At 66.5% G+C, this 21,639-nt stretch carries 20 protein-coding genes; 12 read left to right on the top strand and 8 right to left on the bottom strand.

All coding sequences use genetic code 11. The features are described 5' to 3' along the window. The first annotated feature begins 27 nt into the window (after positions 1-27). From ACSQ76_RS10010 to ACSQ76_RS10000, 3 genes are all read left to right on the top strand, one after another. Positions 28-1,869, top strand: a complete 1,842-nt coding sequence (locus ACSQ76_RS10010; protein WP_437156462.1) for a peptidyl-prolyl cis-trans isomerase — start codon at positions 28-30, stop codon at positions 1,867-1,869. An 11-nt stretch (positions 1,870-1,880) separates the two neighbouring features. Further along, positions 1,881-3,392 carry an anthranilate synthase component I gene (trpE, locus tag ACSQ76_RS10005; RefSeq protein WP_437156461.1) on the top strand — a complete coding sequence of 504 codons (1,512 nt, stop codon included), beginning with the start codon at positions 1,881-1,883 and terminating at the stop codon, positions 3,390-3,392. Positions 3,393-3,467: 75 nt separating this feature from the next. Beyond that, a complete protein-coding gene (locus ACSQ76_RS10000) occupies positions 3,468-4,007 on the top strand; it encodes a pseudouridine synthase (RefSeq protein WP_437156460.1) in 540 nt (179 codons plus the stop codon). 54 nt (positions 4,008-4,061) lie between these two features. Here ACSQ76_RS10000 and ACSQ76_RS09995 read toward each other — a convergent pair whose 3' ends face one another. The 4 genes from ACSQ76_RS09995 to ACSQ76_RS09980 form a co-directional block, all read right to left on the bottom strand. Further along, entirely contained in the window at positions 4,062-4,736 is a 675-nt protein-coding gene (locus ACSQ76_RS09995; RefSeq protein ID WP_437156459.1) for a sensor histidine kinase, read from the bottom strand. Further along, entirely contained in the window at positions 4,694-5,155 is a 462-nt protein-coding gene (locus tag ACSQ76_RS09990; RefSeq protein WP_437156458.1) for a GAF domain-containing protein, read from the bottom strand. The genes ACSQ76_RS09995 and ACSQ76_RS09990 overlap by 43 nt, the downstream gene beginning before the upstream one ends. A gap of 290 nt (positions 5,156-5,445) precedes the next feature. After that, a complete protein-coding gene (locus tag ACSQ76_RS09985) occupies positions 5,446-5,622 on the bottom strand; it encodes a nicotinate phosphoribosyltransferase (protein WP_437156457.1) in 177 nt (58 codons plus the stop codon). A gap of 148 nt (positions 5,623-5,770) precedes the next feature. Beyond that, the gene (locus ACSQ76_RS09980; protein ID WP_437156456.1) at positions 5,771-7,369 is read right to left on the bottom strand and encodes a divergent polysaccharide deacetylase family protein; all 1,599 of its coding nucleotides are present in this window, start codon (positions 7,367-7,369) and stop codon (positions 5,771-5,773) included. Between the two features lie 136 nt (positions 7,370-7,505). Between ACSQ76_RS09980 and ACSQ76_RS09975 the strand changes: the two genes are divergently transcribed. From ACSQ76_RS09975 to lexA, 6 genes are all read left to right on the top strand, one after another. Continuing rightward, positions 7,506-8,087, top strand: a complete 582-nt coding sequence (locus ACSQ76_RS09975; protein ID WP_437156455.1) for an anthranilate synthase component II — start codon at positions 7,506-7,508, stop codon at positions 8,085-8,087. Next, positions 8,084-9,106 (top strand): anthranilate phosphoribosyltransferase, encoded by a 1,023-nt coding sequence (gene trpD / locus ACSQ76_RS09970; RefSeq protein WP_437156454.1) that lies wholly within the window; start codon positions 8,084-8,086, stop codon positions 9,104-9,106. Before ACSQ76_RS09975 ends, trpD begins: the two co-directional genes overlap by 4 nt. Beyond that, complete coding sequence (trpC, locus tag ACSQ76_RS09965) at positions 9,103-9,918, top strand: indole-3-glycerol phosphate synthase TrpC (protein ID WP_437156453.1); 816 nt, start codon at positions 9,103-9,105, stop codon at positions 9,916-9,918. Before trpD ends, trpC begins: the two co-directional genes overlap by 4 nt. Continuing rightward, positions 9,918-10,394 carry a cyclic pyranopterin monophosphate synthase MoaC gene (moaC, locus tag ACSQ76_RS09960; RefSeq protein ID WP_437156452.1) on the top strand — a complete coding sequence of 159 codons (477 nt, stop codon included), beginning with the start codon at positions 9,918-9,920 and terminating at the stop codon, positions 10,392-10,394. The genes trpC and moaC overlap by 1 nt, the downstream gene beginning before the upstream one ends. Beyond that, positions 10,391-11,563 (top strand): molybdopterin molybdotransferase MoeA, encoded by a 1,173-nt coding sequence (locus ACSQ76_RS09955; RefSeq protein ID WP_437156451.1) that lies wholly within the window; start codon positions 10,391-10,393, stop codon positions 11,561-11,563. Before moaC ends, ACSQ76_RS09955 begins: the two co-directional genes overlap by 4 nt. A gap of 83 nt (positions 11,564-11,646) precedes the next feature. Beyond that, the gene (gene lexA / locus ACSQ76_RS09950; RefSeq protein ID WP_437156450.1) at positions 11,647-12,363 is read left to right on the top strand and encodes a transcriptional repressor LexA; all 717 of its coding nucleotides are present in this window, start codon (positions 11,647-11,649) and stop codon (positions 12,361-12,363) included. Here the strand turns inward: lexA and ACSQ76_RS09945 are convergent. Then, the gene (locus tag ACSQ76_RS09945; RefSeq protein WP_437158182.1) at positions 12,357-14,360 is read right to left on the bottom strand and encodes a ComEC/Rec2 family competence protein; all 2,004 of its coding nucleotides are present in this window, start codon (positions 14,358-14,360) and stop codon (positions 12,357-12,359) included. The two genes, lexA and ACSQ76_RS09945, sit on opposite strands and share 7 nt — an antisense overlap. A 115-nt stretch (positions 14,361-14,475) precedes the next feature. On the opposite strand from ACSQ76_RS09945, the gene gltX reads away from it, so the two are divergent. The 3 genes from gltX (at position 14,476) to ACSQ76_RS09930 (ending at position 18,199) form a co-directional block, all read left to right on the top strand. Continuing rightward, a complete protein-coding gene (gene gltX / locus ACSQ76_RS09940; protein WP_437156449.1) occupies positions 14,476-15,885 on the top strand; it encodes a glutamate--tRNA ligase in 1,410 nt (469 codons plus the stop codon). Between the two features lie 72 nt (positions 15,886-15,957). After that, positions 15,958-17,253, top strand: coding sequence for a citrate synthase (gltA, locus tag ACSQ76_RS09935; protein WP_306130316.1), 1,296 nt, complete (start codon positions 15,958-15,960; stop codon positions 17,251-17,253). Positions 17,254-17,434: 181 nt separating this feature from the next. Then, entirely contained in the window at positions 17,435-18,199 is a 765-nt protein-coding gene (locus tag ACSQ76_RS09930) for a hypothetical protein (protein ID WP_437156448.1), read from the top strand. A 130-nt stretch (positions 18,200-18,329) separates the two neighbouring features. On the opposite strand, the gene ACSQ76_RS09925 is transcribed toward ACSQ76_RS09930, so the two are convergent. The 3 genes from ACSQ76_RS09925 to ACSQ76_RS09915 form a co-directional block, all read right to left on the bottom strand. Continuing rightward, a complete protein-coding gene (locus ACSQ76_RS09925; protein WP_437156447.1) occupies positions 18,330-19,109 on the bottom strand; it encodes an enoyl-CoA hydratase-related protein in 780 nt (259 codons plus the stop codon). A gap of 73 nt (positions 19,110-19,182) precedes the next feature. Further along, the gene (locus ACSQ76_RS09920; protein WP_437156446.1) at positions 19,183-19,635 is read right to left on the bottom strand and encodes a cytochrome c-type biogenesis protein; all 453 of its coding nucleotides are present in this window, start codon (positions 19,633-19,635) and stop codon (positions 19,183-19,185) included. Then, on the bottom strand, positions 19,632-21,599 hold the full coding sequence (locus ACSQ76_RS09915) for a heme lyase CcmF/NrfE family subunit (protein ID WP_437156445.1): 1,968 nt from the start codon (positions 21,597-21,599) through the stop codon (positions 19,632-19,634). The genes ACSQ76_RS09920 and ACSQ76_RS09915 overlap by 4 nt, the downstream gene beginning before the upstream one ends. Between the last annotated feature and the right edge of the window lie 40 nt (positions 21,600-21,639).

Below are 21,639 nucleotides of genomic sequence, written 5' to 3'. Positions count from 1 at the left end.
CGCAAGAGCAGCCCCGGGGGAGGCCAAATGGCAGCCAAAAGCATCACGAAACCGCTTGTCTGGATACTGATGGGTCTTCTGATCCTCGGCCTCGGCGGCTTCGGCGTCACCAGCCTGTCGGGCACCCTGCGCACCGTCGGCACCGTGGGCGAGGCCGAGATCTCGGTCCAGGACTATTTCCAGGGCCTTCAGAACGAGATCCGCGCCGCCGAGGCCGACCGCGGCGAAAGCATCAGCTTTGCCCAGGCCCAGCAGATGAACATCCCCCAGCGGGTCATGGGCCAGCTGACCGTGCAGGGCGCGCTGGACCATGAAACCATCGTCAACAACATCTCGGTGGGCGACGCGAACCTGGCCGACCAGATCACCTCGATGCAGCAATTCACCGGCCCCGGCGGCGAGTTCGACCGCGAAGCTTACCGTTTCACGCTCGACCGCATGGGCATGAACGAGGCCGAGTTCGAGGACGACATCCGCCGCGAGATCGCCCGCAGCTTCGTGCAGGCCGGCGTGCTGTCGGGCGTGACCATGCCCGAGGTCTATACCGAGACCATGCTGAACTATCTCGGTGAGCGGCGCGGCATCGAATGGGCCGTTCTGGAACGCGGCGATCTGGAGGTCGGCCTGCCAGACCCCACCGACGAAGAGCTGGCCGCCTACCATGCCGAGAACGAGGCGCTGTTCACCCGCCCAGAGGTCAAGCGCATCACCTATGCATGGCTGACGCCCGAAATGATCCTCGACACGGTCGAGGTGGACGAGCAGGCCCTGCGCGACGCCTACGAGGCACGGCGCGACGAATTCGTACAGCCCGAGCGCCGGCTGGTGGAACGTCTGGTCTTTTCCGACACCGAAGCGGCCCAAGCGGCGATGGCGCGGCTGGACGAGGGCGAGGTCAGCTTCGAGGATCTGGTGGCCGAACGCGGGCTCGAGCTTGCCGACACCGACATGGGCACCGTCGAGGCCGCCGATCTGGGGGAGGCCGCCGAAACGGTGTTCGAGGCCGCGCCCTCCGAAGTGGTGGGCCCCCTGCCCAGCAGCATCGGGCCCGCGCTGTTTCGTGTGAACGCGGTGCTTCAGGCACAGGAAACCACCTTTGAAGAGGCCGAGCCGGAACTGCGCGACATCATCGCCGCCGACCGCGCCCGCCGCGTGGTCGAGGGCCGGGTCGACGCCGTCGACGACCTCCTGGCCGGCGGCGCCACCATCGAGGATCTGGGCGCCGAGACCGCGATGCGCGTGGCCAGCATCGACTGGCACCCCGGCATGTCCGAGGATATCGCCGCCTATGAAGGCTTTCGCGACGCGGCCGCGAACCTCAGCCAGGACGACTACCCCGAGGTGATCGAGCTGGAGGATGGCGGCATCTTCGCCATGCGCCTCGACGAGGTCGTGCCCCCGACCCTGCAACCGCTCGACGAGGTGCGCGACGCCGTTACCGAGGCCTGGACCCAGACCAAGATCAACGAGCTTCTGCGCGAACAGGTGGCCGGCAAGGTCGGCCGCCTCGCCACCGGCGAAAGCTTCGAGGAGGTCGAGCTGACCGTCGATGGCAGTGAGGAGGTCACCCGCCGCGGCTTCATCGAGGAGGCGCCGCCGGAATTCATCGAGACCGTCTTCGGCATGGAGGCCGGCGAGGTCCAGGTGATCAACGGCAACGGACGCATCTTCGTGCTGAAGCTGAACACGATCCAGGAGCCGGATGCCGAGGATGGCGACCTGCAACAGATCGAGCAGTTCGTGCGCAACGAGACAGCGGGCAGCCTGTCGCAGGACCTCTTTCAGGTGCTGGCCAACGACATCCGCACCCGCGCCGGTGTCAATTTCGACCAGGGCGCGCTCAACGCCGTGCACAACAACTTCCAGTAAGGGTACCTGCGTTGGACCTCATCCCGTCATTCGAGACATTCGCCAAGGGCTACGAGGCCGGACAGAACCAGGTCGTCTACGCCCGGCTGGCCGCCGATCTGGACACGCCCGTGTCGCTGATGCTGAAGCTGACGGGCGCGGCCCGCGACGCGTTTTTGCTGGAATCGGTGACCGGCGGCGAGGTACGCGGGCGCTACTCGATGATCGGGCTGAAACCGGATCTCGTCTGGCAGTGCCACGGCGAGAGCAGCCGCATCAACCGACAGGCGCGTTTTGACAGCGACGCGTTCGAGCCGCTGGAGGGCTCCCCGCTCGACACCCTGCGCGCGCTTCTCGCCGAAAGCCGCATCGACCTGCCGGGCGATCTGCCTGCCGCCAGCGCCGGCCTCTTCGGCTACCTGGGCTATGACATGATCCGGCTGGTGGAACACCTGCCCAACGTGAACCCCGACCCGCTGGGTCTGCCCGACGCCGTGATGATCCGCCCCTCGGTGGTGGCCGTGCTCGACGGGGTCAAGGGCGAGGTGATCGTCGTGGCCCCCGCCTGGGTCAGCGACGGGCAAAGCCCCCGCGCCGCCTATGCCCAGGCCGCCGAGCGGGTGATGGACGCGGTGCGCGATCTCGAACGCGCCCTGCCCCAGCAGGCCCGCGACCTGCGCGACGCGGTCGAGGCAGGCGAGCCGGTCAGCAACTTCACCCGCGAGGGCTACAAGGCCGCGGTGGAGCAGGCCAAGGAATATATCCGCGCGGGCGACATCTTTCAGGTCGTGCCCAGCCAGCGCTGGACGCAGGATTTCCCGCAACCGCCCTTCGCGCTCTATCGCAGCCTGCGGCGCACCAACCCGTCGCCCTTCATGTTCTATTTCAACTTCGGCGACTTCCAGGTGGTGGGCGCCAGCCCCGAAATCCTTGTCCGCGTCATGAACGGCGAGGTCACGATCCGCCCCATCGCCGGCACCCGCCCCCGCGGCGCCACTCCCGAAGAGGACCGCGCCAACGAGGCGGACCTGCTGGGCGATCAAAAGGAGCTGGCCGAGCACCTGATGCTGCTGGATCTGGGCCGCAACGACGTGGGCCGCGTGGCGAAGATCGGCACAGTGCGCCCCACCGAGGAATTCATCATCGAGCGCTATTCCCACGTCATGCATATCGTGTCGAACGTGGTGGGCGGGCTTTCCGAGGATCACGACGCACTTTCCGCCCTTCTGGCCGGCCTGCCCGCCGGCACCGTGTCAGGCGCCCCCAAGGTCCGCGCGATGGAGATCATCGACGAGCTGGAGCCGGAAAAACGCGGCGTCTATGGCGGCGGCGTGGGCTATTTCAGCTGCACCGGCGACATGGACGTGTGCATTGCCCTGCGCACGGCGGTGGTGAAGGACGGCAAGCTTTACATCCAGGCGGGCGGCGGCGTGGTCTATGACAGCGACGCCGAGGCCGAGTACATGGAGACCGTGCACAAATCCAACGCCATCCGCCGCGCCGCCGCCGATGCCACCCGCTTCACCGGCAACGGCAACGCGTAGGGTGGGGTTTCACCCCACCTTGACGGGGTTACACCCCACCTTGACCGGGTTTCACCCCACCATCACCCGCATCCCATGCTGATCCTCTTCAACAAACCCATGGGCGTCCTGTCGCAATTCACCGACACGGGCACCGAGGGCAGCCCTCGCCCCACCCTCTCGGACTTCATCGACGTCCCCGGCGTCTATCCCGCCGGGCGGCTCGACCGCGACAGCGAGGGGCTCTTGCTGCTGACCGACGACGGCAAGCTTCAGGCGCGCCTGTCGAACCCGAAATTCAAGACCGAGAAAACCTATCTGGTGCAGGTCGAGGGGCAACCCGACGCCACCGCGCTCGATGCGCTGACCAGCGGCGTCACGCTGAAGGACGGCCTCACCCGGCCCGCCAAGGTCCGCCACATCGGCCCGCCCGACCTTTGGCCGCGTGACCCGCCGGTGCGGTTCCGCAAATCCGTACCCGACTGCTGGCTGGAAATCACCATTTCGGAAGGCCGCAACCGGCAGGTCCGCCGCATGACGGCCCATGTCGGCCACCCCACCCTGCGGCTGGTGCGCTGGCGGGTGGGCGACTTCAGCCTGGACGGGATCGACCCGGGAACATGGCGCGAGGCCTGAGCAGGGCGACGCTTCCCGCACAGACCGGCCGTAGCACCCGGGTTTTGAACCGCCCTACTCCGTCGTGGGTGTGAATGTCAGCGTCGCAACCACACCTTGCGCGCCGTTCCGCAGGTCCAGCTCAGTGCCAAGCTCGATGCAGACCACTTCCGCGACCTTCATGCCCAGGCCAGTCGCCTTTGCCCCTTGATCGGGCGGAAGACCGACACCGGTATCGGAACAGGTCAGCCGCAGGCGCCCATCCGGTTCGAACCCGAGATTGATCATCACCGCGCCCGCCTGCCCGTCGGGAAACCCGTGCTTGAAGGAATTCGCCGCAAATTCGTTCACGAAAGTGCCCAGGGCGACCGCCTGCTGCGCCACGACCGACACCGGCACCGTCGCGACCTCGACCGTGACGCCGGCAGGCGCCAGCCCCTCAAGGCGCGCGCAGACCCCGGCAAGATACTGACCCAATTCAACCACGCTGTGTTCGTCGGAATGATACAGCATCTCGTGCAGTTGCGTCAGCGCGTCGATCCGCGTCTTGACCATCGACAGGGCCTGCTTCGCCTCCTCCGCCGCAAATGCTCTGGTTTGCAGATTGGTAAAGGACGACAGCGATTGCAGCGAGTTCTTAACCCTGTGATCCACCTCGCGGCGCAGGATGTCTGCCGACCGCAGCGCCTTGCGCATCTCCAGCATGGTCATGACCTGCCGCGCCAGAACCCGCAGCGTGTCGCGTTGCAAGGGGTCAGTTCGCGGGGCTCATAGTCCAGAACGCACAGCGTGCCCAGCGGCAGCCCCTCCTGCGTGGTCAGCAGCGCGCCGGCATAAAAGCGCAGGCCCGGCTCGCCGCAGCACAGCGGGTTGTCCTGCATCCGGGGATCTGCAAGCGTATCCTGGATCTCGGCAAACTCCTCTTCCAGGATCACATGGGCACAGATCGAGGTGGCCAGCGGCGTCTCACGCACGCCAAGCCCGGTTTCGGCCTTGAACCATTGCCGTTCCGCATCGATGAAATTGACCACCGAGATCGCCGTGCCGCAGGCCGCCGCGGCCAGCTTTACGATCTCGTCGAATTCCTGCTCCGGATCCGTGTCGAGGATCTCGAAGTCGCGAAGCGCAGAAAGCCTGTCCTGCTGAAGTGGATGACGAAGCGCTTCCATGAAGATATTAGTCCTGAGTTCTGACCTATAGGTCAAGGGCGATGCCGGGTTCACTGCGGAATTCGCCGGGACACGCGTTTGCGTATCAAACGCCTTTACGACATTTTTTGCGCGCGGCGCAACCGGCGTTGCGCAGACCGCAACGTCAGCCGGGACCGGAGTGCGCATCGCGAAACATCAGCCGAGAACCGCGTCGCCGCGCACTCGGGTCTATCACGATCTTGCAATTATCGGTTCAAGCACGCCGGGGACGGCCAAGCGCACCCGCTCACGCCAAAGTTTTTTACAGCCTACTGGTCGAGCGGCGCAGGCGGCTCCTCGACCACCTCGTTCGGCTCTTCCGTGGCTTCGTTGGTCCAGAAGCCCCCAAACACCATGATCCCCACCAGCAGGACGAAGCCGATCGGGATCATCGCGTAGAGCAGGCTGCGGGGCATACCGCGGCTCGGTTTCTCGTCGTGGTCCATGATGTCCTCTTTTCGGTATCGAGGACTCAACACGGGAAGGGCACAGCCTGTTCCGTCCGATGCGCAGCCGGACTGAACGATCAGCGCAGAAAGAGCGGATATCCGCGCCCCCCGGGATTCGACCAAGGGACCGCAGGACCAAAAATCCCTACTCGGCCGTCAGCACCGCCGAGACCGGCGCCAGTGCCACGCTGGCCGCGCGGTCCTGCAGGCCCCAGAGCAGAAGCGCGCTGATCGTGTCGGGGCGCAGGCGGCCCACCATGATCACGCCGCCCTCTTCCTGCCCTGCGCGGAACGCGGCCTGGTCGAGGAACCGGCGCACCGCCGCCGCACTCTGCCCATTGGAGTCGAAGTCGCGGAACACCGTGGCCGAGGGCACGCCCTCGCGCGCGATGAGCTTCTGCGCGGTGTTCAGCCCGTTGGGGAACATCACCAGGCCATGACCGCTGTCCTTCAGGATCGGCGCCAGCTGCTCGGCTGCTTCACGGCTCGATTGAAGGCCCGTTCCGGTGCCTTCGAACACCGCCACGGCTTCGGGCACGGCCTCGAGGAACACGCTCATCGAGGTTTCCGCATCGCTGGCAGCGGCGTTCTGCGGCAGGTTGACCAAGGCCAGAACCTCCATCCCCGCATCGCGATAACGGGCGGCGATTTCGGCCGCGTCCGGGCGCGAGGCGTCGACGGCAAAGCTCAGCGGATAGGGAAAATCCCCCAGCGCGGCGGGACCGATCGGGCTGGTGCCGTCGTCGATCAGGATGATCGACATCAGCGGTTTGTTCTCGGGGTTCTCGAACTCCGCGGCGAAACGTTCGACGGGCGGCAGGGTTTCTGCCTCGGTCTCCTCGGCCGCGTCGTCGGCCCCCACCTCACCGGTCTCAGGCTCGGGTTGGGGTTCGGGGTCGGGGTCGATGGCGGTGGGCAGACGGTCGGTGGTCACGCCTTCGGCGATGTCGCCAATCGTGCCGGTTTCCGCCGCTTCGGTCGTGGCCTCGGCGGCATCCTCGCCCGCCTCTGCCGAAGGCGTGGCGGGCTCTGCCGCGTTTTGCGGTGCATCGACGACAGGATCCTCCTGCGGCTCCGGCGTCGCCACGTCGCTGGCGGGGGACTCCGGCGTGCTTTCCGGCGTGTTGTCCGAAGTTGTCTCTTCACTAACCTCGGTCTCCGCCTCAGCCTGCGTTTCGCTGTCCGCCGCCGGGGTCGCGTCGCTCTCGGCCTCCGGCGCGTCCGCGCCTTCAGGCTCGGCCTGCGGCTCGGGGAACGCGGCACTTTCCTCTTCCGCCTCGGGCAGCACCGGCTGCGCCGGCTCGGTCGAGATCGACAGGTCGTCCTCGCCCGCCGGCGCCTCGGGTGCCTGAGCCTGCGGGTTGGGCAGCACCGGCTCCTCGGTGCCGACACTCAGGGCGCCGTCACCCTGCGGTGCCTCCGGCGCGCTCAGGCCCACCTCGGGCTGACCGGTTTCGGGCAGCCCCGACGAGGTGGTGTCAGCGCCGTCCAACGAACTCAGGTCGTCAGGCTCGGGCGCGATCACCTGCGGCACGGCATCGGGCGTGGGCGTGTCCTGCAACTGCGGCAGCGAGGCCGCGTCGTCGTCGCGCGACTGGTCGAACTCCGACCCCGCCGGCACTTCTACCGGTGTCGCCTCGGGTGGGGTATCCCCCGGCATTCCGCTCAGCACCGAGGCCCCGGCCAGAAGCACTCCCGACAAGGCCGTTCCCGACACCACTCCGGCAAGAAATCCGCGTAACACTGCTTTTGCCCCCTTATTTCTTTCTTAACAGTTTTGCGCCTCTTGACCCTGCCGCGCAACCCTGAGCATCTATACCCCGATTGAAGCCCCGGGTCATAGGTCCGAAATGACACGGCACGGACGGGAAATTGGCGACATGCTGCTGCTCATCGATAACTACGACAGTTTCACCTACAACCTCGTGCAATATGTGGGCGAGCTGGGCGCAAACGTGCAGGTGCACCGCAACGACGCGCTGAACGTGCAGGACGCGATGGCGATGAAACCCGCGGGCATCCTGTTGTCCCCCGGCCCCGGCACGCCGTCGCAGGCGGGCATCTGCAAGGCGCTGATCGAGGCGGCGGCGGACACGCGCACGCCGCTCTTGGGCGTCTGCCTCGGGCATCAGGCCATCGGCGAGGTCTTCGGCGGCACCGTCACGCGCCATTCCGATATCGTGCACGGCAAGATGGGTACCATGCACCACACCGCCGCGGGCGTTTTCTCGGGGCTACCCACGCCCTTCGAGGCGACGCGCTATCACAGCCTTGTCGTGGCGCGCGACACCTGCCCGGATGTGCTTGATATCACGGCGGAACTCGACGACGGCACGATCATGGGACTGCAACACAAATCGCTGCCCATCCACGGCGTGCAGTTCCATCCCGAATCGATCCGCTCGGAACACGGGCACGCCCTTTTGCGGAATTTCCTCGACGTGATGAAGGTGCCCGCGTGAGTGACAGCCTGAAGCCCCTCATCGCCGCCGCCGCAGACCGCGCGCTCAGCCGCGAAGAGGCGGAGGCCGCGTTCACCACCCTTTTTGAGGGCGAGGCGACGCCGGCGCAGATGGGCGGCTTCCTGATGGCCCTGCGCACGCGCGGCGAGACGGTGGACGAATACGCCGCCGCCGCCGCCGTGATGCGCGCCAAGTGCAACAAGGTTCGCGCGCCCGAGGGCGCGATGGACATCGTCGGCACCGGGGGCGACGGCAAGGGCACGCTCAACATCTCGACCGCCACCGCCTTTGTCGTGGCGGGCGCGGGCGTGCCGGTGGCCAAGCACGGCAACCGCAACCTCAGCTCCAAATCCGGCGCGGCCGATGCCCTCACGCAGATGGGCGTCAACGTGATGGTCGGCCCGAAAGTCGTTGAAAAGGCGTTGGAAAAGGCCGGTATCGCCTTCATGATGGCGCCGATGCATCACCCCGCGATGGCCCATGTCGGCCCCGTGCGGGCGGAACTTGGAACGCGCACGATCTTCAACATCCTTGGGCCCCTGACCAACCCCGCAGGCGTCAAGCGCCAGCTGACGGGTGCTTTCAGTCCCGACCTCATCCGCCCCATGGCGGAAACCCTTGGGAAACTCGGGTCCGAACGCGCCTGGCTGGTCCACGGCGGCGACGGCACCGACGAGTTGAGCATTTCCGCCCCCAGCCAGCTCGCCGCGCTGGAGGAAGACGGCACGATCCGCGAAACTGAAATCCACCCCGAGGATGCGGGCCTGCCCGTCCACCCGTTCGAGGATATCCTGGGCGGCACGCCCGAGGAGAACGGCCGCGCCTTCCGTGCCCTGCTGGACGGGGCGCCGGGGGCCTACCGCGATGCCGTGCTGCTCAATGCCGCCGCAGCGCTGGTGGTGGCGGGCCACGCGGATGACCTCAGACAAGGCGTCGAACAGGCCCGCGACAGTATCGACAGCGGCGCCGCGAAATCGCGCATCGAAACGCTTGCCAGAATAACATCGGAGGCCGCATGAGCACGCCGTCCATCCTTGAGAAGATCAAGGCCTACAAGCTTGAGGAAGTCGCCTCAGCCAAGGCCAACAAGCCTTTGGAAACGTTGGAAAACGAGGCCGCGAACGCCCCGCCCGTGCGCCCCTTTGGCGATGCACTCCTGCAGGCCAGCAAGACCGGCTTCGGCCTGATTGCCGAGATCAAGAAGGCCAGCCCCTCCAAGGGCCTCATCCGCGAGGATTTCGACCCCGCCGCGCTCGCCGCCGCCTATGCCGAGGGCGGCGCCACCTGCCTGTCGGTCCTGACCGACACGCCCAGCTTCCAGGGCGCCCCCGAATACCTGGTGCAGGCCCGCGAAGCCTGCGACCTGCCGGTGCTGCGCAAGGATTTCCTTTACGATCCCTACCAGGTTGTCGAGGCCCGCGCCTGGGGCGCGGACTGCATCCTGATCATCATGGCCTCGGTCAGCGACGCCCAGGCCATCGAGTTGGAAGAGGCCGCCATCGCGCAAGGCATGGACTCGCTGATCGAGGTACATAACGAGGCGGAACTGGAACGCACCGGCGTGCTGAAATCCAACCTTCTTGGCATCAATAACCGCGATCTGAACACGTTCGAGACCTCGCTCGACGTGACCAAGCGACTGGCCCGGCTGGCGCCGATCGAGCACCTGCTGATCTCGGAAAGCGGTCTTTACACCAATGCCGACCTGACCGAGATGGCACGCTACGGCACCCGCTGCTTTCTCATCGGCGAAAGCCTGATGCGGCAGGAGAACGTCACCGCCGCCACCCGCGATATCCTGTCGGGCTCCACCTCGGCGGCGCACGTCTGATGGCCGGGCTGACGCATTTCGACGGCAAGGGCGACGCGCACATGGTCGACGTCTCGGACAAGGACGTGACGAACCGCGTGGCGGTGGCCGAGGCGCACATCAAGATGGCGCCGGAAACGTATGATATCATTACAGAAGGCCGCGCCAAGAAGGGCGACGTCCTGTCCGTCGCGCGGCTCTCCGGCATCATGGGCGCCAAGCGCACGTCCGAGCTGATCCCGCTCTGCCACCCCCTGCCCATCGCCAAGGTCGCGGTGGAACTCACTCCCGACCCCGACCTGCCCGGCATCCGTATCGAGGCGACCGTCAAGACCACCGGCCAGACCGGGGTCGAGATGGAGGCTCTGACCGCGGCCAGCACCGCCGCCCTTACGGTCTATGACATGGCCAAAGCCGTGGACCGCGCGATGCAAATCGGCGGGCTGCGCGTTGTGCTGAAAGACGGCGGAAAATCAGGTCGTTACGAGGCGACATGATCACCGTCGACGAGGCCCTTGACCATCTCTTCTCGCTCGTCTCACCTTTGGAGCCGGAAACCGTTCCCTTGCGCGAGGCGCATGGCCGGGTCCTCGCGCAATATGCCGAGGCGCGGCGCGATCAGCCACCCTTCGATGCTTCCTCGATGGACGGCTACGCGCTGAAGGCATCCGAGGCCAAACCGGGCGCCAGTTTCGACGTCATCGGCGAATCCGCCGCCGGGCATGGGTTTGCGGGCTCCGTCGGCGCGGCCCAGGCCGTGCGCATCTTCACCGGCGCGCCGGTGCCCGAGGGCGCCGACAAGGTCGTGATCCAGGAGGACGTCACCCGCGACGGCGCCCGCATCACCCTGGGCGACAGGCTGGAGGAGAAGCCGAACATCCGCCCCCGCGGCGACGACTTCCGCATCGGCGACCGGATCGAGGCCCCGCGCCTGCTCTCCCCCGAGGATGTGGCGCTTTTGGCCTCGATGAACGTGGCCGAGGTCACCGTCACCCGCAAACCCAAGGTGGCCCTCATCGCCACCGGCGACGAACTGGTGATGCCGGGCGAAGACCCCGGCCCGGACCAGATCATCGCGTCCAACTCCTTCGGCCTCTGCGCCCTTCTGGACATTCTGGGGGCCGAGCCCCGGATGCTGCCCATCGCCGGCGACACCCGCGAAGCGTTGGAGACCGCTTTCGACCTGGCGAAAGGCGCCGACCTCGTCATCACCATCGGCGGCGCGTCGGTGGGCGATCATGACCTCGTGGGCGCGGTCGCAGGCGATCTTGGCATGGAGCGGTCGTTCTACAAGGTCAGGATGCGCCCCGGCAAACCCCTCATGGCGGGCCGGATGGGGGACGCGGCCATGCTGGGCCTGCCCGGCAACCCCGTCTCGGCCATGGTCTGCGGGCACATCTTCATGGCCCCGATGATCCGCGCGATGCAGGGGCTCGGCGCACACCCTGCCCCGCGTCTCTCTGCCAGGCTTGCCGCCGCCATGGGCCCCGGCGGCCCGCGCGAGCATTACATGCGCGCACAAGTGGAGGACGGCACCATCCTGCCCGAACGCAGCCAGGACAGCGGCATGCTGTCGGTTCTGGCCCGCGCCAACGCGCTGCTGATCCGGCCCGCAGATGATGGCCCGCGCGCCCAAGGCGACTGGGTCGATTACGTGCAGATCTAGCAGTTTATCCACAGACCCGTTGACACAAAACAAGAACATGCGTAGAACAAATGTAAACGCATGGATCGTGGAGACCTGGGAAAATGCTGACCAAGAAACAGCTCGATCTGCTGGAATTCATTCACAAGCGGGTGCAGCGCGACGGCGTGCCGCCCAGCTTTGACGAGATGAAGGATGCGCTGGACCTGCGCTCGAAATCCGGCATTCACCGCCTGATCACAGCGCTCGAGGAACGCGGTTTCATCCGCCGCCTTGCCCACCGTGCGCGGGCGCTGGAAATCATCAAGCTGCCCGAAAGCATGGGGGGCGACATGATCGGCGGCGGCGCGAGCGGCGGCTTCACCCCCCGCGTGATCGAGGGCGACCGCTCTGAGGCCAGCCAACCCGCCAATGCCCAGCCGGTCGCACCGGTGCACGCGCTGGAACTGCCCGTCATGGGCCGCATCGCCGCCGGTGTCCCGATCGAGGCCATCGCCCATGCCAGCCACAACGTCGCCGTCCCCGGCGACATGATCGCCGGCCCTGGCCAGCATTACGCGCTCGAGGTCAAGGGCGACTCGATGATCGAGGCGGGCATCAACGACGGCGACGTGGTGGTGATCCGCGAGACGTCGACGGCGGATAACGGCGATATCGTCGTGGCGCTGGTGGACGACCAGGAAGCGACGCTGAAGAAATTCTATCGTCGTGGCAACGCCATCGCTTTGGAGGCCGCGAACCCGGCCTACGAGACCCGCGTTCTGCCCGAGGACCAGGTCAAGGTGCAGGGCCGCCTCGTGGGCCTTATCCGCACCTACTGACGCGTACCGGACCGCCGCCGGCGGTCCGTGTTCCAAAGCCGCGCGCCGGTCATGTCGCGGGCGGTGACGGCGCGCAGGCGGTCACCCTCACGCCAGATTGCCAGCGCCCCCGTTTCCTTCAGCGTATCCGGATGGATCGCGCGGCATGGCAGGTCCGCCTGCGGCACGTTGTTGAACACCACCCACTCCTTTGGGCCACACTCGGTGAAATCCTCCGCCGCGCGCTTGCCCCGCACGGCGGTGATCGGCCAGCCGTCGCCGCCCGCTACCTTGGTCCAGCGGGCAAATGCGCCCTCCTGATCCGCCGGATCGCCGTCATTCTCCAGCCAGTTCATCGCAACGAAACTCGACGCGCGCCCCGTGGACAGCCCCCGCCCTTCCGGCGTCATCACGCCCACCAGCCCGCCAGTGTCGGAGACAAGGATATCGGGCCGCTCCGCCTGCGCCCACAGCACGAAGGCCGCCGCCACAGGAAGCACGCCGGCAAACCGCGCCCGCCCCTGCCACAGCACCACGAAAAGCGCCCCCAGCGACAGAAGCGGCAGCACCCACGGGCCGGGGCGTACCACGGTGCCGCGCGCGCCCTCCAGCGTTGAGACCCAATGCGCCACGCCCAGGATCCACTCCAACGCGGGCTGCATCACGGCCAGCGCCAGCCCTTCCAGCCCCAAGGGCATCAAGAGGCCCGCCAGCACCGCCATCGGCATCACCAGCACGCCCATCAACGGCACGCTCATCAGGTTCGCCACCAGCCCGAAATGCGCGATCTGGTTGAAATGCGCCGCCGCGATGGGCGCCGTGGCCAGCCCGGCCACGAAGGACGACATCACCACCGCCCAGACCGGCCGCATCCACTTGGGTCCCACACGCCAGTCAAGGTCGCGCAAGGCGCCGAAGACCGCCACCAGCGCCGTCGTGGCGGCAAAAGACATCTGGAAACCGGGGCCCATCAACGCCTCGGGCCGCAGCACCAGGATGATGCAGGCCGCCAGCGCCACCGCCCGCAAGCTGAGCGCCCGCCGGTCGGCCAGCACCGCCAGCAGCATCACCGCCACCATGACGAAAGCCCGCTCCGTCGCCACGTTGCCGCCCGACAGCGCCAGGTATCCCGCCGCAGCCACCAACGCGCCCACCGCCGCGATCTTCTTGGTGGGCAGGCGCAGCCCCCAGCCCGGCACGGCAGCCATCCCCAATCTCAGCGCCGCAAAGACGAACCCGGCCAATAGCCCCATATGCAGACCGGAAATCGCCAGCAGGTGCGCCAGGTTCGACACGCGCAACGCCGTCAGCGTCTCCTGCCCCATGCCAGAGCGGTCCCCGGTCATGATCGCGGCGGCAAAGGCCCCGGCCTCGCCCGGCATCTGCGCCTGAATGCGCCCCGACAGGGCCATGCGCGTCTTGAACAGCACCTGTCCGCCCTGCGCCGGTTCCAGCAGCAGGACAGGCGTGCGCGTGTAGCCTACCGCGCCCAGCCCCTTGAACCACGCGTGCCGCTGGAAATCAAAGCCGCCCGGCTCCACCGGGCCCGCGGGCGGCGACAGGTGCGCGGTCAGGATCAACGTCTCGCCAGGTTGCGGATCGGCCCCCTCCGCCGCGCCGTGAAACGAGACCCGCACGCGCCCCGGCGTAATGCCGGGACCCATGTTGCGCAGCACCACCCGGTCCAGCGTCACCCGCAGCGCGTCCGAGTTCGAGCGATCGATATCCACCACGCGTCCCTCGACAGGCCCGTAATAGCGCCAGCCCAGCTTGGCATCCGCCACCCCATGCGCCCGGGCGGCGGCGATGCACAGCCCAAGCGCCACCAGCGCCACGGCCCAGATCACCGGCGCCAGCCCCGCGCCGATCAGGCGCAGTACCACAAGCGCCACGCAAACGCCTCCACCAAGCGCTGCATAGACCCACAGCGGAGGCTCGGACTTCAGCCCGAAATAGAGCGCTATGCCACAGGCCAGCATCACCGGCACCCAATGAAACAGGTGCCCGCGCTGATCCATCCACGCGGCGACCGCACGCTGCCAAAGCACCAAGGCTTGTCTCCCTTTTCATGGGCCGATAGACAGGCACCGTATTGATACGCCTCCCATGCTTACCGAAAGGTTAACCGGCCCCATGTCGCAGCCAGTTGTCACCCGTTTTGCCCCCTCGCCGACCGGATACCTGCATATCGGCGGCGCGCGCACGGCGCTGTTCAACTGGCTTTTCGCAAGGCGTCACGGCGGGTCTTTCCTCCTCAGGATCGAGGATACCGACCGTGCCCGCTCGACCCCCGAGGCGACGCAGGCGATCCTCGACGGGATGGCATGGCTGGGCCTCGACCATGATGGCGAGGTGGTCAGCCAGGCCGCCCGCGCCGACCGTCACGCCGAGGTGGCGAACGAATTGCTGGCCAAGGGCCAGGCCTACAAGTGCTTCGCCACGCAGGAAGAAATCCAGGCCTTCCGCGATCAGGCCAAGGCCGAGGGCCGCTCCACCCTCTACCGCAGCCCGTGGCGCGACGCCGACCCGTCGACACACCCCGACGCGCCTTATGTCATCCGCATCAAGGCCCCGCTCGACGGCACGACCACCATCGCCGACACCGTGCAGGGCGACGTCACCATCCGCAACGATCAGCTTGACGACATGGTCCTGCTGCGCTCGGATGGCACGCCCGTCTACATGCTGGCCGTGGCGGTGGACGATCACGACATGGGCGTCACCCACGTCATCCGCGGCGACGACCACCTCAACAACGCCGCCCGCCAGATGCTGATTTATTCGGCGATGGGCTGGCCGCTGCCGGTCTACGCCCACATCCCGCTGATCCACGGCCCCGACGGCAAGAAAATGAGCAAGCGCCACGGCGCGCTCGGCGTGGACGAGTACCAGAAACAGGGCTACCCGGCGGCCGGGATGCGCAACTACCTCGCGCGACTGGGCTGGAGCCACGGCGACGACGAGTTCTTCACCGACGACCAGGCGAAGGCATGGTTCGACCTCGACGGAATCGGCAAATCTCCCGCCCGCTTCGACTTCAAGAAGCTGGAAAACCTATGCGGCCAGCACATTGCCGCCGGCGACGATGCTGCGCTGCTGCATGAACTGAACGACTATCTTGACGCGACGGCATCCGATCCGCTGCCCGAACCGAAGCAGGCGTTGATGCGCGAGGGCATGTATTGCCTCAAAGAACGCGCGAAGACCTTCCCGGAACTTCTTGATAAGGCGCAGTTTATTCTGGCGGAACGGCCTGTCGAGCCGGACGAGAAAGCCGCGGCGCAGCTTGACACTGTATCCCGTGGTATACTGAGCGAATTGACGCCGCACTTGCAAAATGCTAACTGGTCGCGCAACGATCTGGAAGAGGCCGCGAACGCGTTCGCGGCGTCCAAGGATATCAAGTTCGGCAAGCTGGCCGGCCCGATGCGGGCCGCGTTGGCCGGTCGGGCGGCAACACCGAGCGTGTTTGACATGATGCTGGTCCTGGGCCGGGAGGAATCCCTCGCCCGACTGAATGATGCTGCCTCAAAGAGTGGGTAACACTCTTGAAAGGTGTGCTGTATTAAGCAGCCAAGACGCGCCGCGCGTCACGGCTTGACGAGGGAGACCCTGATGGCAGACAGTACCAAATCCGCAAAACTGACGATCGGCGACAAGGAATACGAACTTCCGGTCTATTCCCCCACCGCCGGCCCGGACGTGATCGACATCCGCAAGCTCTATGCCGAGGCGGGCGTGTTCACCTATGACCCCGGCTTCACCTCGACCGCCAGCTGCGACAGCACGATCACCTATATCGACGGCGGCAAGGGCGAGCTTTTGCACCGCGGCTACCCGATCGACCAACTGGCCGAGAAATCACACTATCTCGAGGTCTGCTACCTGCTGCTCTACGGCGAACTGCCCTCTGCGGCCCAGCTGGAGGATTTCGAGAATCGTGTGACCAACCACACCATGCTGCACGAACAGATGCACTTTCTGTTCCGCGGCTACCGTCGGGATGCGCACCCGATGGCGATCATGGTGGGCGTGGTGGGCGCGCTTTCCGCCTTCTACCACGACAGCACCGACATCTCCGACCCGTGGCAGCGCGAGGTCGCGACGATCCGCCTGATCGCCAAGATGCCGACCATCGCCTCGATGGCCTACAAGTACACGCTGGGCCAGCCCTTCGTCTATCCGCGCAACGACGTGGACTACGCGTCGAACTTCCTGCGCATGTGCTTTGCCGTCCCGGCCGAGGATTACGAGGTCAACCCGATCCTTTCCCGCGCCATGGACCGCATCTTCACGCTGCATGCCGACCACGAGCAGAACGCCTCGACTTCGACGGTGCGCCTTGCGTCCTCGTCGGGTGCCAACCCGTTCGCCTGTGTCGCCGCGGGTATCGCCTGCCTGTGGGGCCCGGCCCATGGCGGCGCCAATCAGGCCTGCCTGGAGATGCTTCAGGAGATCGGCACGCCGGACCGCATCCCGGAATTCATCAAGCGCGCCAAGGACAAGGACGATCCGTTCCGCCTGATGGGCTTCGGCCACCGCGTCTACAAGAACTTCGATCCCCGCGCCAAGGTGATGAAGCAATCCGCCGACGAGGTGCTGGACCTTCTTGGCATCGAGAACAACCCGACGCTGCAAGTGGCCAAGGAGCTCGAGAAACAGGCGCTGGAAGATTCCTACTTCACCGAGAAAAAGCTCTTCCCGAACGTCGATTTCTATTCCGGCATCATCCTCGAGGCGATGGGCTTCCCCACCTCGATGTTCACGCCCATCTTCGCGCTCAGCCGCACGGTCGGCTGGATTTCCCAGTGGAAGGAAATGATCGGCGATCCGCAACTGAAAATCGGCCGCCCGCGCCAGCTCTACAAGGGCGAGACGCTGCGCGATTACGTGGACATGGAAAACCGCTGAGCGCAGAGACAATCAATGCGACAACGCCCCGCCCATGCGGGGCGTTTTGCGTTGCGGCAGCGATATATACTGCAAATCCTCAAATTTTTATCGGAAAGCGCGACCATTTTCGGCGTGGATTTACCGGCTGTTCAGCCCTCTGCTCCATGATGGCCCAAGCTTGGGAAAGCGAGGGCTGTACATGGTCACAATCGGCATTCTGTTAGTTATAGGCGCCGCGATGGCGGGGCTCGTGGGCGTTGGCGGCCTCGGCGTGCCAGAGCTTGAACAGGACGACCTCGACCGCACGTCCGCCGATACCGATCCCGATGCAGATTCACATGTCAAACCGGATGCCGCCCTGCTGCTGGGCAGCGACAGCGCCGAGGCGCTGACCGGCGGGCGCGGCGGCGACTGGCTCTTGGGCCTGGGTGGCGACGACACGCTGTCGGGCGGCGCGGGCGGCGACGTGATCATCCCCGGCGATGGCGCCGACGCGGTGTCGTCAGGCGACGGCTCCGATTTTGTCGAGGCGGCGAATATCGTCGAAGAGCAGGCCCTTCGCGCATCCGCCGTCAAGGCCACGGACATCTTCGGCGTCACTTTCGATTATGACCTGCCTGCCAGGTCCGACGCGGGCGACGATATCGACCTTGGCGAAGGGGACGACACGGTTGTGGCCGGCTCCGACGACACGGTCGCCGGTGGGCCGGGAAAGGACGAGTTTGCCCTGGGCGACTGGATCGAGGGCAACACCCCGGTCAAGATCGCCGATTTCGACGCGGCAGAGGATATCATCACCTTCGTTTACGACCGCGCCGGCGACACCCCCGACCTGTCTGTCGAACGCAACGAGACCACGGGCGTCACCACGATCCTGGCCGACGGCCGCTCGATCGCCGTGCTGCACGACGCCAGCCCGGAGTTTTCTCTGCGCAACATCGCCATCGGGCGCTACACGGCCTGAAGGGTCGCGCCGCTCCGGCCCCGGCGGCTCGTCAAGCGTTCGATTTTCGCGGCATCGTTCCACGCTTGGCGAAAGCCCCGGCGACAGCATCCAGCTCAGCGACGTGGAACCGGTCGGCCTCTCGGACTGATCAGCGCCCCTCGTATTCAGGCTTGCGCTTGTCCAGGAAGGCGGTCACGCCTTCCTGGAAATCCCGCGTCCGCCCGCATTCGCCCTGCAACTGCGCCTCGAGGTCCAGCTGCTTGTCGAACCCGTTTTCCCAGCTGCCGCGCACCGCGCGCTTGATCCCGCCATAGGCCGCCGTCGGCCCCTTGGCCAGGTGCGCTGCACGCGCCTGCCAGTGCATCTCGAACGCGTCATCCTCGACCGCCTCCCAGATCAGCCCCCAGGCATCCGCCTGCCGCGCCGAGATCGGCTCGGCAAACAGCGCCGCGCCCATCGCCTTGGCCGCGCCCACCTGCCGCGGCATCCAATAGGTGCCGCCCGCGTCCGGAATAAGCCCGATCCGCGCGAAGGCCTGCAGGAAATAGGCGCTTTCGGTCGCGATCACCACGTCGAAGGCCAGCGCCAGGTTCGCCCCCGCCCCCGCCGCCGGTCCGTTCACCGCCGCAATGGTCGGCACCGGGCAGTCAGAGATCATCCGCAGCATCGGCTCGTACTCGTCGCGCAGCACGCGCTCCACGTCCAGCGCCGCCGCCGTGCCGTTGTCCGACAGGTCCTGACCCGAACAGAACGCCTTGCCGTTGCCGGTCAGCACCACCACCCGGGCCTCGCGACCCGCGCGCTGCACCGCGTCGGTGATCTCGGCCCGCATCTGGGTGTTAAGCGCGTTCATCTTGTCGGCGCGGTTCATCCGCAGCACGGCGATGTCGTCGGTCAGGTCATAGGTCAGGGTCTGATAGGTCGTCATCGGCCGGGCCTCCATCTGGCGTGTGTCGCCAATCAACCCCGCCTTGCCGCCAATTGCAACGCGCGACGGCGCGTCAGTCCTTCATGATTTCGCGCAGCCGCGCCTCTTCGGCGGCGCTCAGCCCGGCCTCGCCCTCCGGTTTCGCGCCCGCGCGCCCCCGGATATAGACCGCCGCCAGCAGCCCGCCCAAAAGCAGCATCACCGGCCCGGCCAGCCATAGCACCAGGTTGCTGCCGCTCGCCACCGGGTTCAGCAGAACGTATTCGCCATAGCGATCCACCACGAAGTCCACGACCTCTTCGTCGCTGTCGCCCGCCACCAGCCGCTCGCGCACCAGCAGGCGCAGGTCGCGGGCCAGGTCGGCGTTGGAATCGTCGATGCTCTCGTTGCGGCACACCAGACAGCGCAGGCCCGAGGAAATCTCCCGCGCGCGCTCCTCCAGCACCGGATCGTCCAAAATCTCGTCCGGCTGCACCGCCCAGAGCGGCGAGGCCAGAAGGCAGAGGATCAGGACCAGCCGTTTCATTCCGCCGGCACCCCCACGGCCCGGGTCTTGCGCGCCCCCGCCGCCACGCGATAGCGCCGGTCCGAGAGCGACAGCGCGCCCCCGATGGCCATCAGGATCGCACCGCCCCAGATCCAGTTCGCCAGAGGTTTGTAATAAGTCCGCACGGCCCAGCCGCCCGCCGCCTGTTCGTCGCCGATCACCACATAGACGTCCCGCAGGAAACCATTGTCGATCGCCGCCTCGGTCGTGGGCATTCCCGCCACCGGGTAGACTCGCTTTTCCGGGGTCAGCCGGCTGACGACCGACCCGTCCTTCGACAAGGTCACGTCCGCCATGGTCGACAGGTAATTCGGCCCCTCCACCTCGCGCACATCGTCGAGCGTGATGGTCAGCCCCGAGACCTCGAAACTGTCGCCCACCTGCGCCACGCGGATATCCTCGGCCTCCCAAGCCAGCATCCCGGCGATGCCCGCAATTGTGACGCCAAAGCCCGCATGCGCCACCGCCTTGCCCCAGTCGGCGCGCGGCAGGCGCGTCAACCGAGACAGGCGCCCCCCGCCCCGGCCCGTCCGGCTCCACAGGTCCACCGCCGCGCCCGCGACCAGCCAGGCCGCCAGGAACAGGCCCACCGGCCCCAGCGCACTGCGCCCGGTCTGCAGCGCAAAGGCCAGCGCGCCCACCGCCACGGCCAGCGCGAAGGCGCCCGCCAGCGGCCGCAGCACCCGGCCCAGGTTGCCCCGCTTCCACGGCAGCATCGCGCCCACCGGCAGGATCAGCCCCAACACCACCATGAACGGCGTGAAGGCCATGTTGAAGAACGGCTCGCCCACGCTCAGCTTTCGGTCGAACAAAAGCTCTGACACCAGCGGCCAGATCGTGCCCACGAAGATGACAAAGGCCGACACGCCCAAAAGCACGTTGTTCGCCACCAGCATCGTCTCGCGGCTCAGCAGGCCGAACACCCCCTTGGCCTGCATCGCCCCCGCCCGCAAAGAGAACAGCGTCAGCCCCAGCATCATGAAGAACCCGGTGATCATCAGTAGGAACACGCCCCGCTCCGGGTCCGTCGCAAAGGCATGGACCGACGTCAGCACGCCCGACCGCGTGATGAACGCGCCGATCATGGAAAACCCGAAGGCGATGATCGCCAGCAATATGGTCCAGCTTTTCAGCGACTCGCGCTTTTCCACCACGATGGCCGAGTGCAACAGCGCGGCGGCGATGAGCCACGGCATGAAGGACGCGTTCTCGACCGGGTCCCAGAACCAGAACCCGCCCCAGCCCAGCTCGTAATAGGCCCACCAGGACCCCAGCGCGATGCCGATGGTCAGGAAAATCCACGCCGCCAGCGTATAGGGCCGCACCCACCGGCCCCAGGCCGCATCCACCCGGCCCTCGATCAGCGCGGCCAGCGCGAAGGAATAGGTCATCGAGAGGCCCACATAGCCGAGGTAGAGGAACGGCGGGTGGAAGGCCAATCCCGGGTCCTGCAAAAGCGGGTTCAGGTCGCGCCCGTCGAAGGGCGGCACCGGCATCCGCAGAAACGGGTTCGACGTGAACAGGATAAAGGCAAAGAACGCCACCCCGATCAGGCCCTGGATCGACAGCACCCGCGCCTTCAGCGTCGGCGGCAGGTTGCCCCCGAACCACGCGGCAAAGGCCCCGAACAGCGTCACGATCAGCACCCACAACAGCATCGAGCCTTCGTGGTTCCCCCAGACGCCGGTGATCTTGTAGAGCATCGGCTTGGCCGAGTGGCTGTTGGCCACCACCAGCTCCAGCGAGAAATCCGAGGTCACGAAGGCCCAGGTCAGCGCTGCAAACGCCCCCAGCGTCAGCACGAATTGCAACGTCGCGGCGGGCTCGGCCACGGCCATCCACCCCGCCCATCGCTTGTGCGCGCCGATCAGCGGCACGACCGACTGAAAGCACGCCACGAAGAAGGCGAGGATGAGGGCGAAATGTCCAAGCTCGGTGATCATGGCCCGGTTATAATCGTCCCGGGCCTTGCCTCCAACGCAT

This window comes from Roseovarius sp. B08 (genome assembly GCF_051417955.1).
Taxonomy (GTDB): domain Bacteria; phylum Pseudomonadota; class Alphaproteobacteria; order Rhodobacterales; family Rhodobacteraceae; genus Roseovarius.
This window is presented reverse-complemented; position numbering and strand designations above follow the sequence as displayed.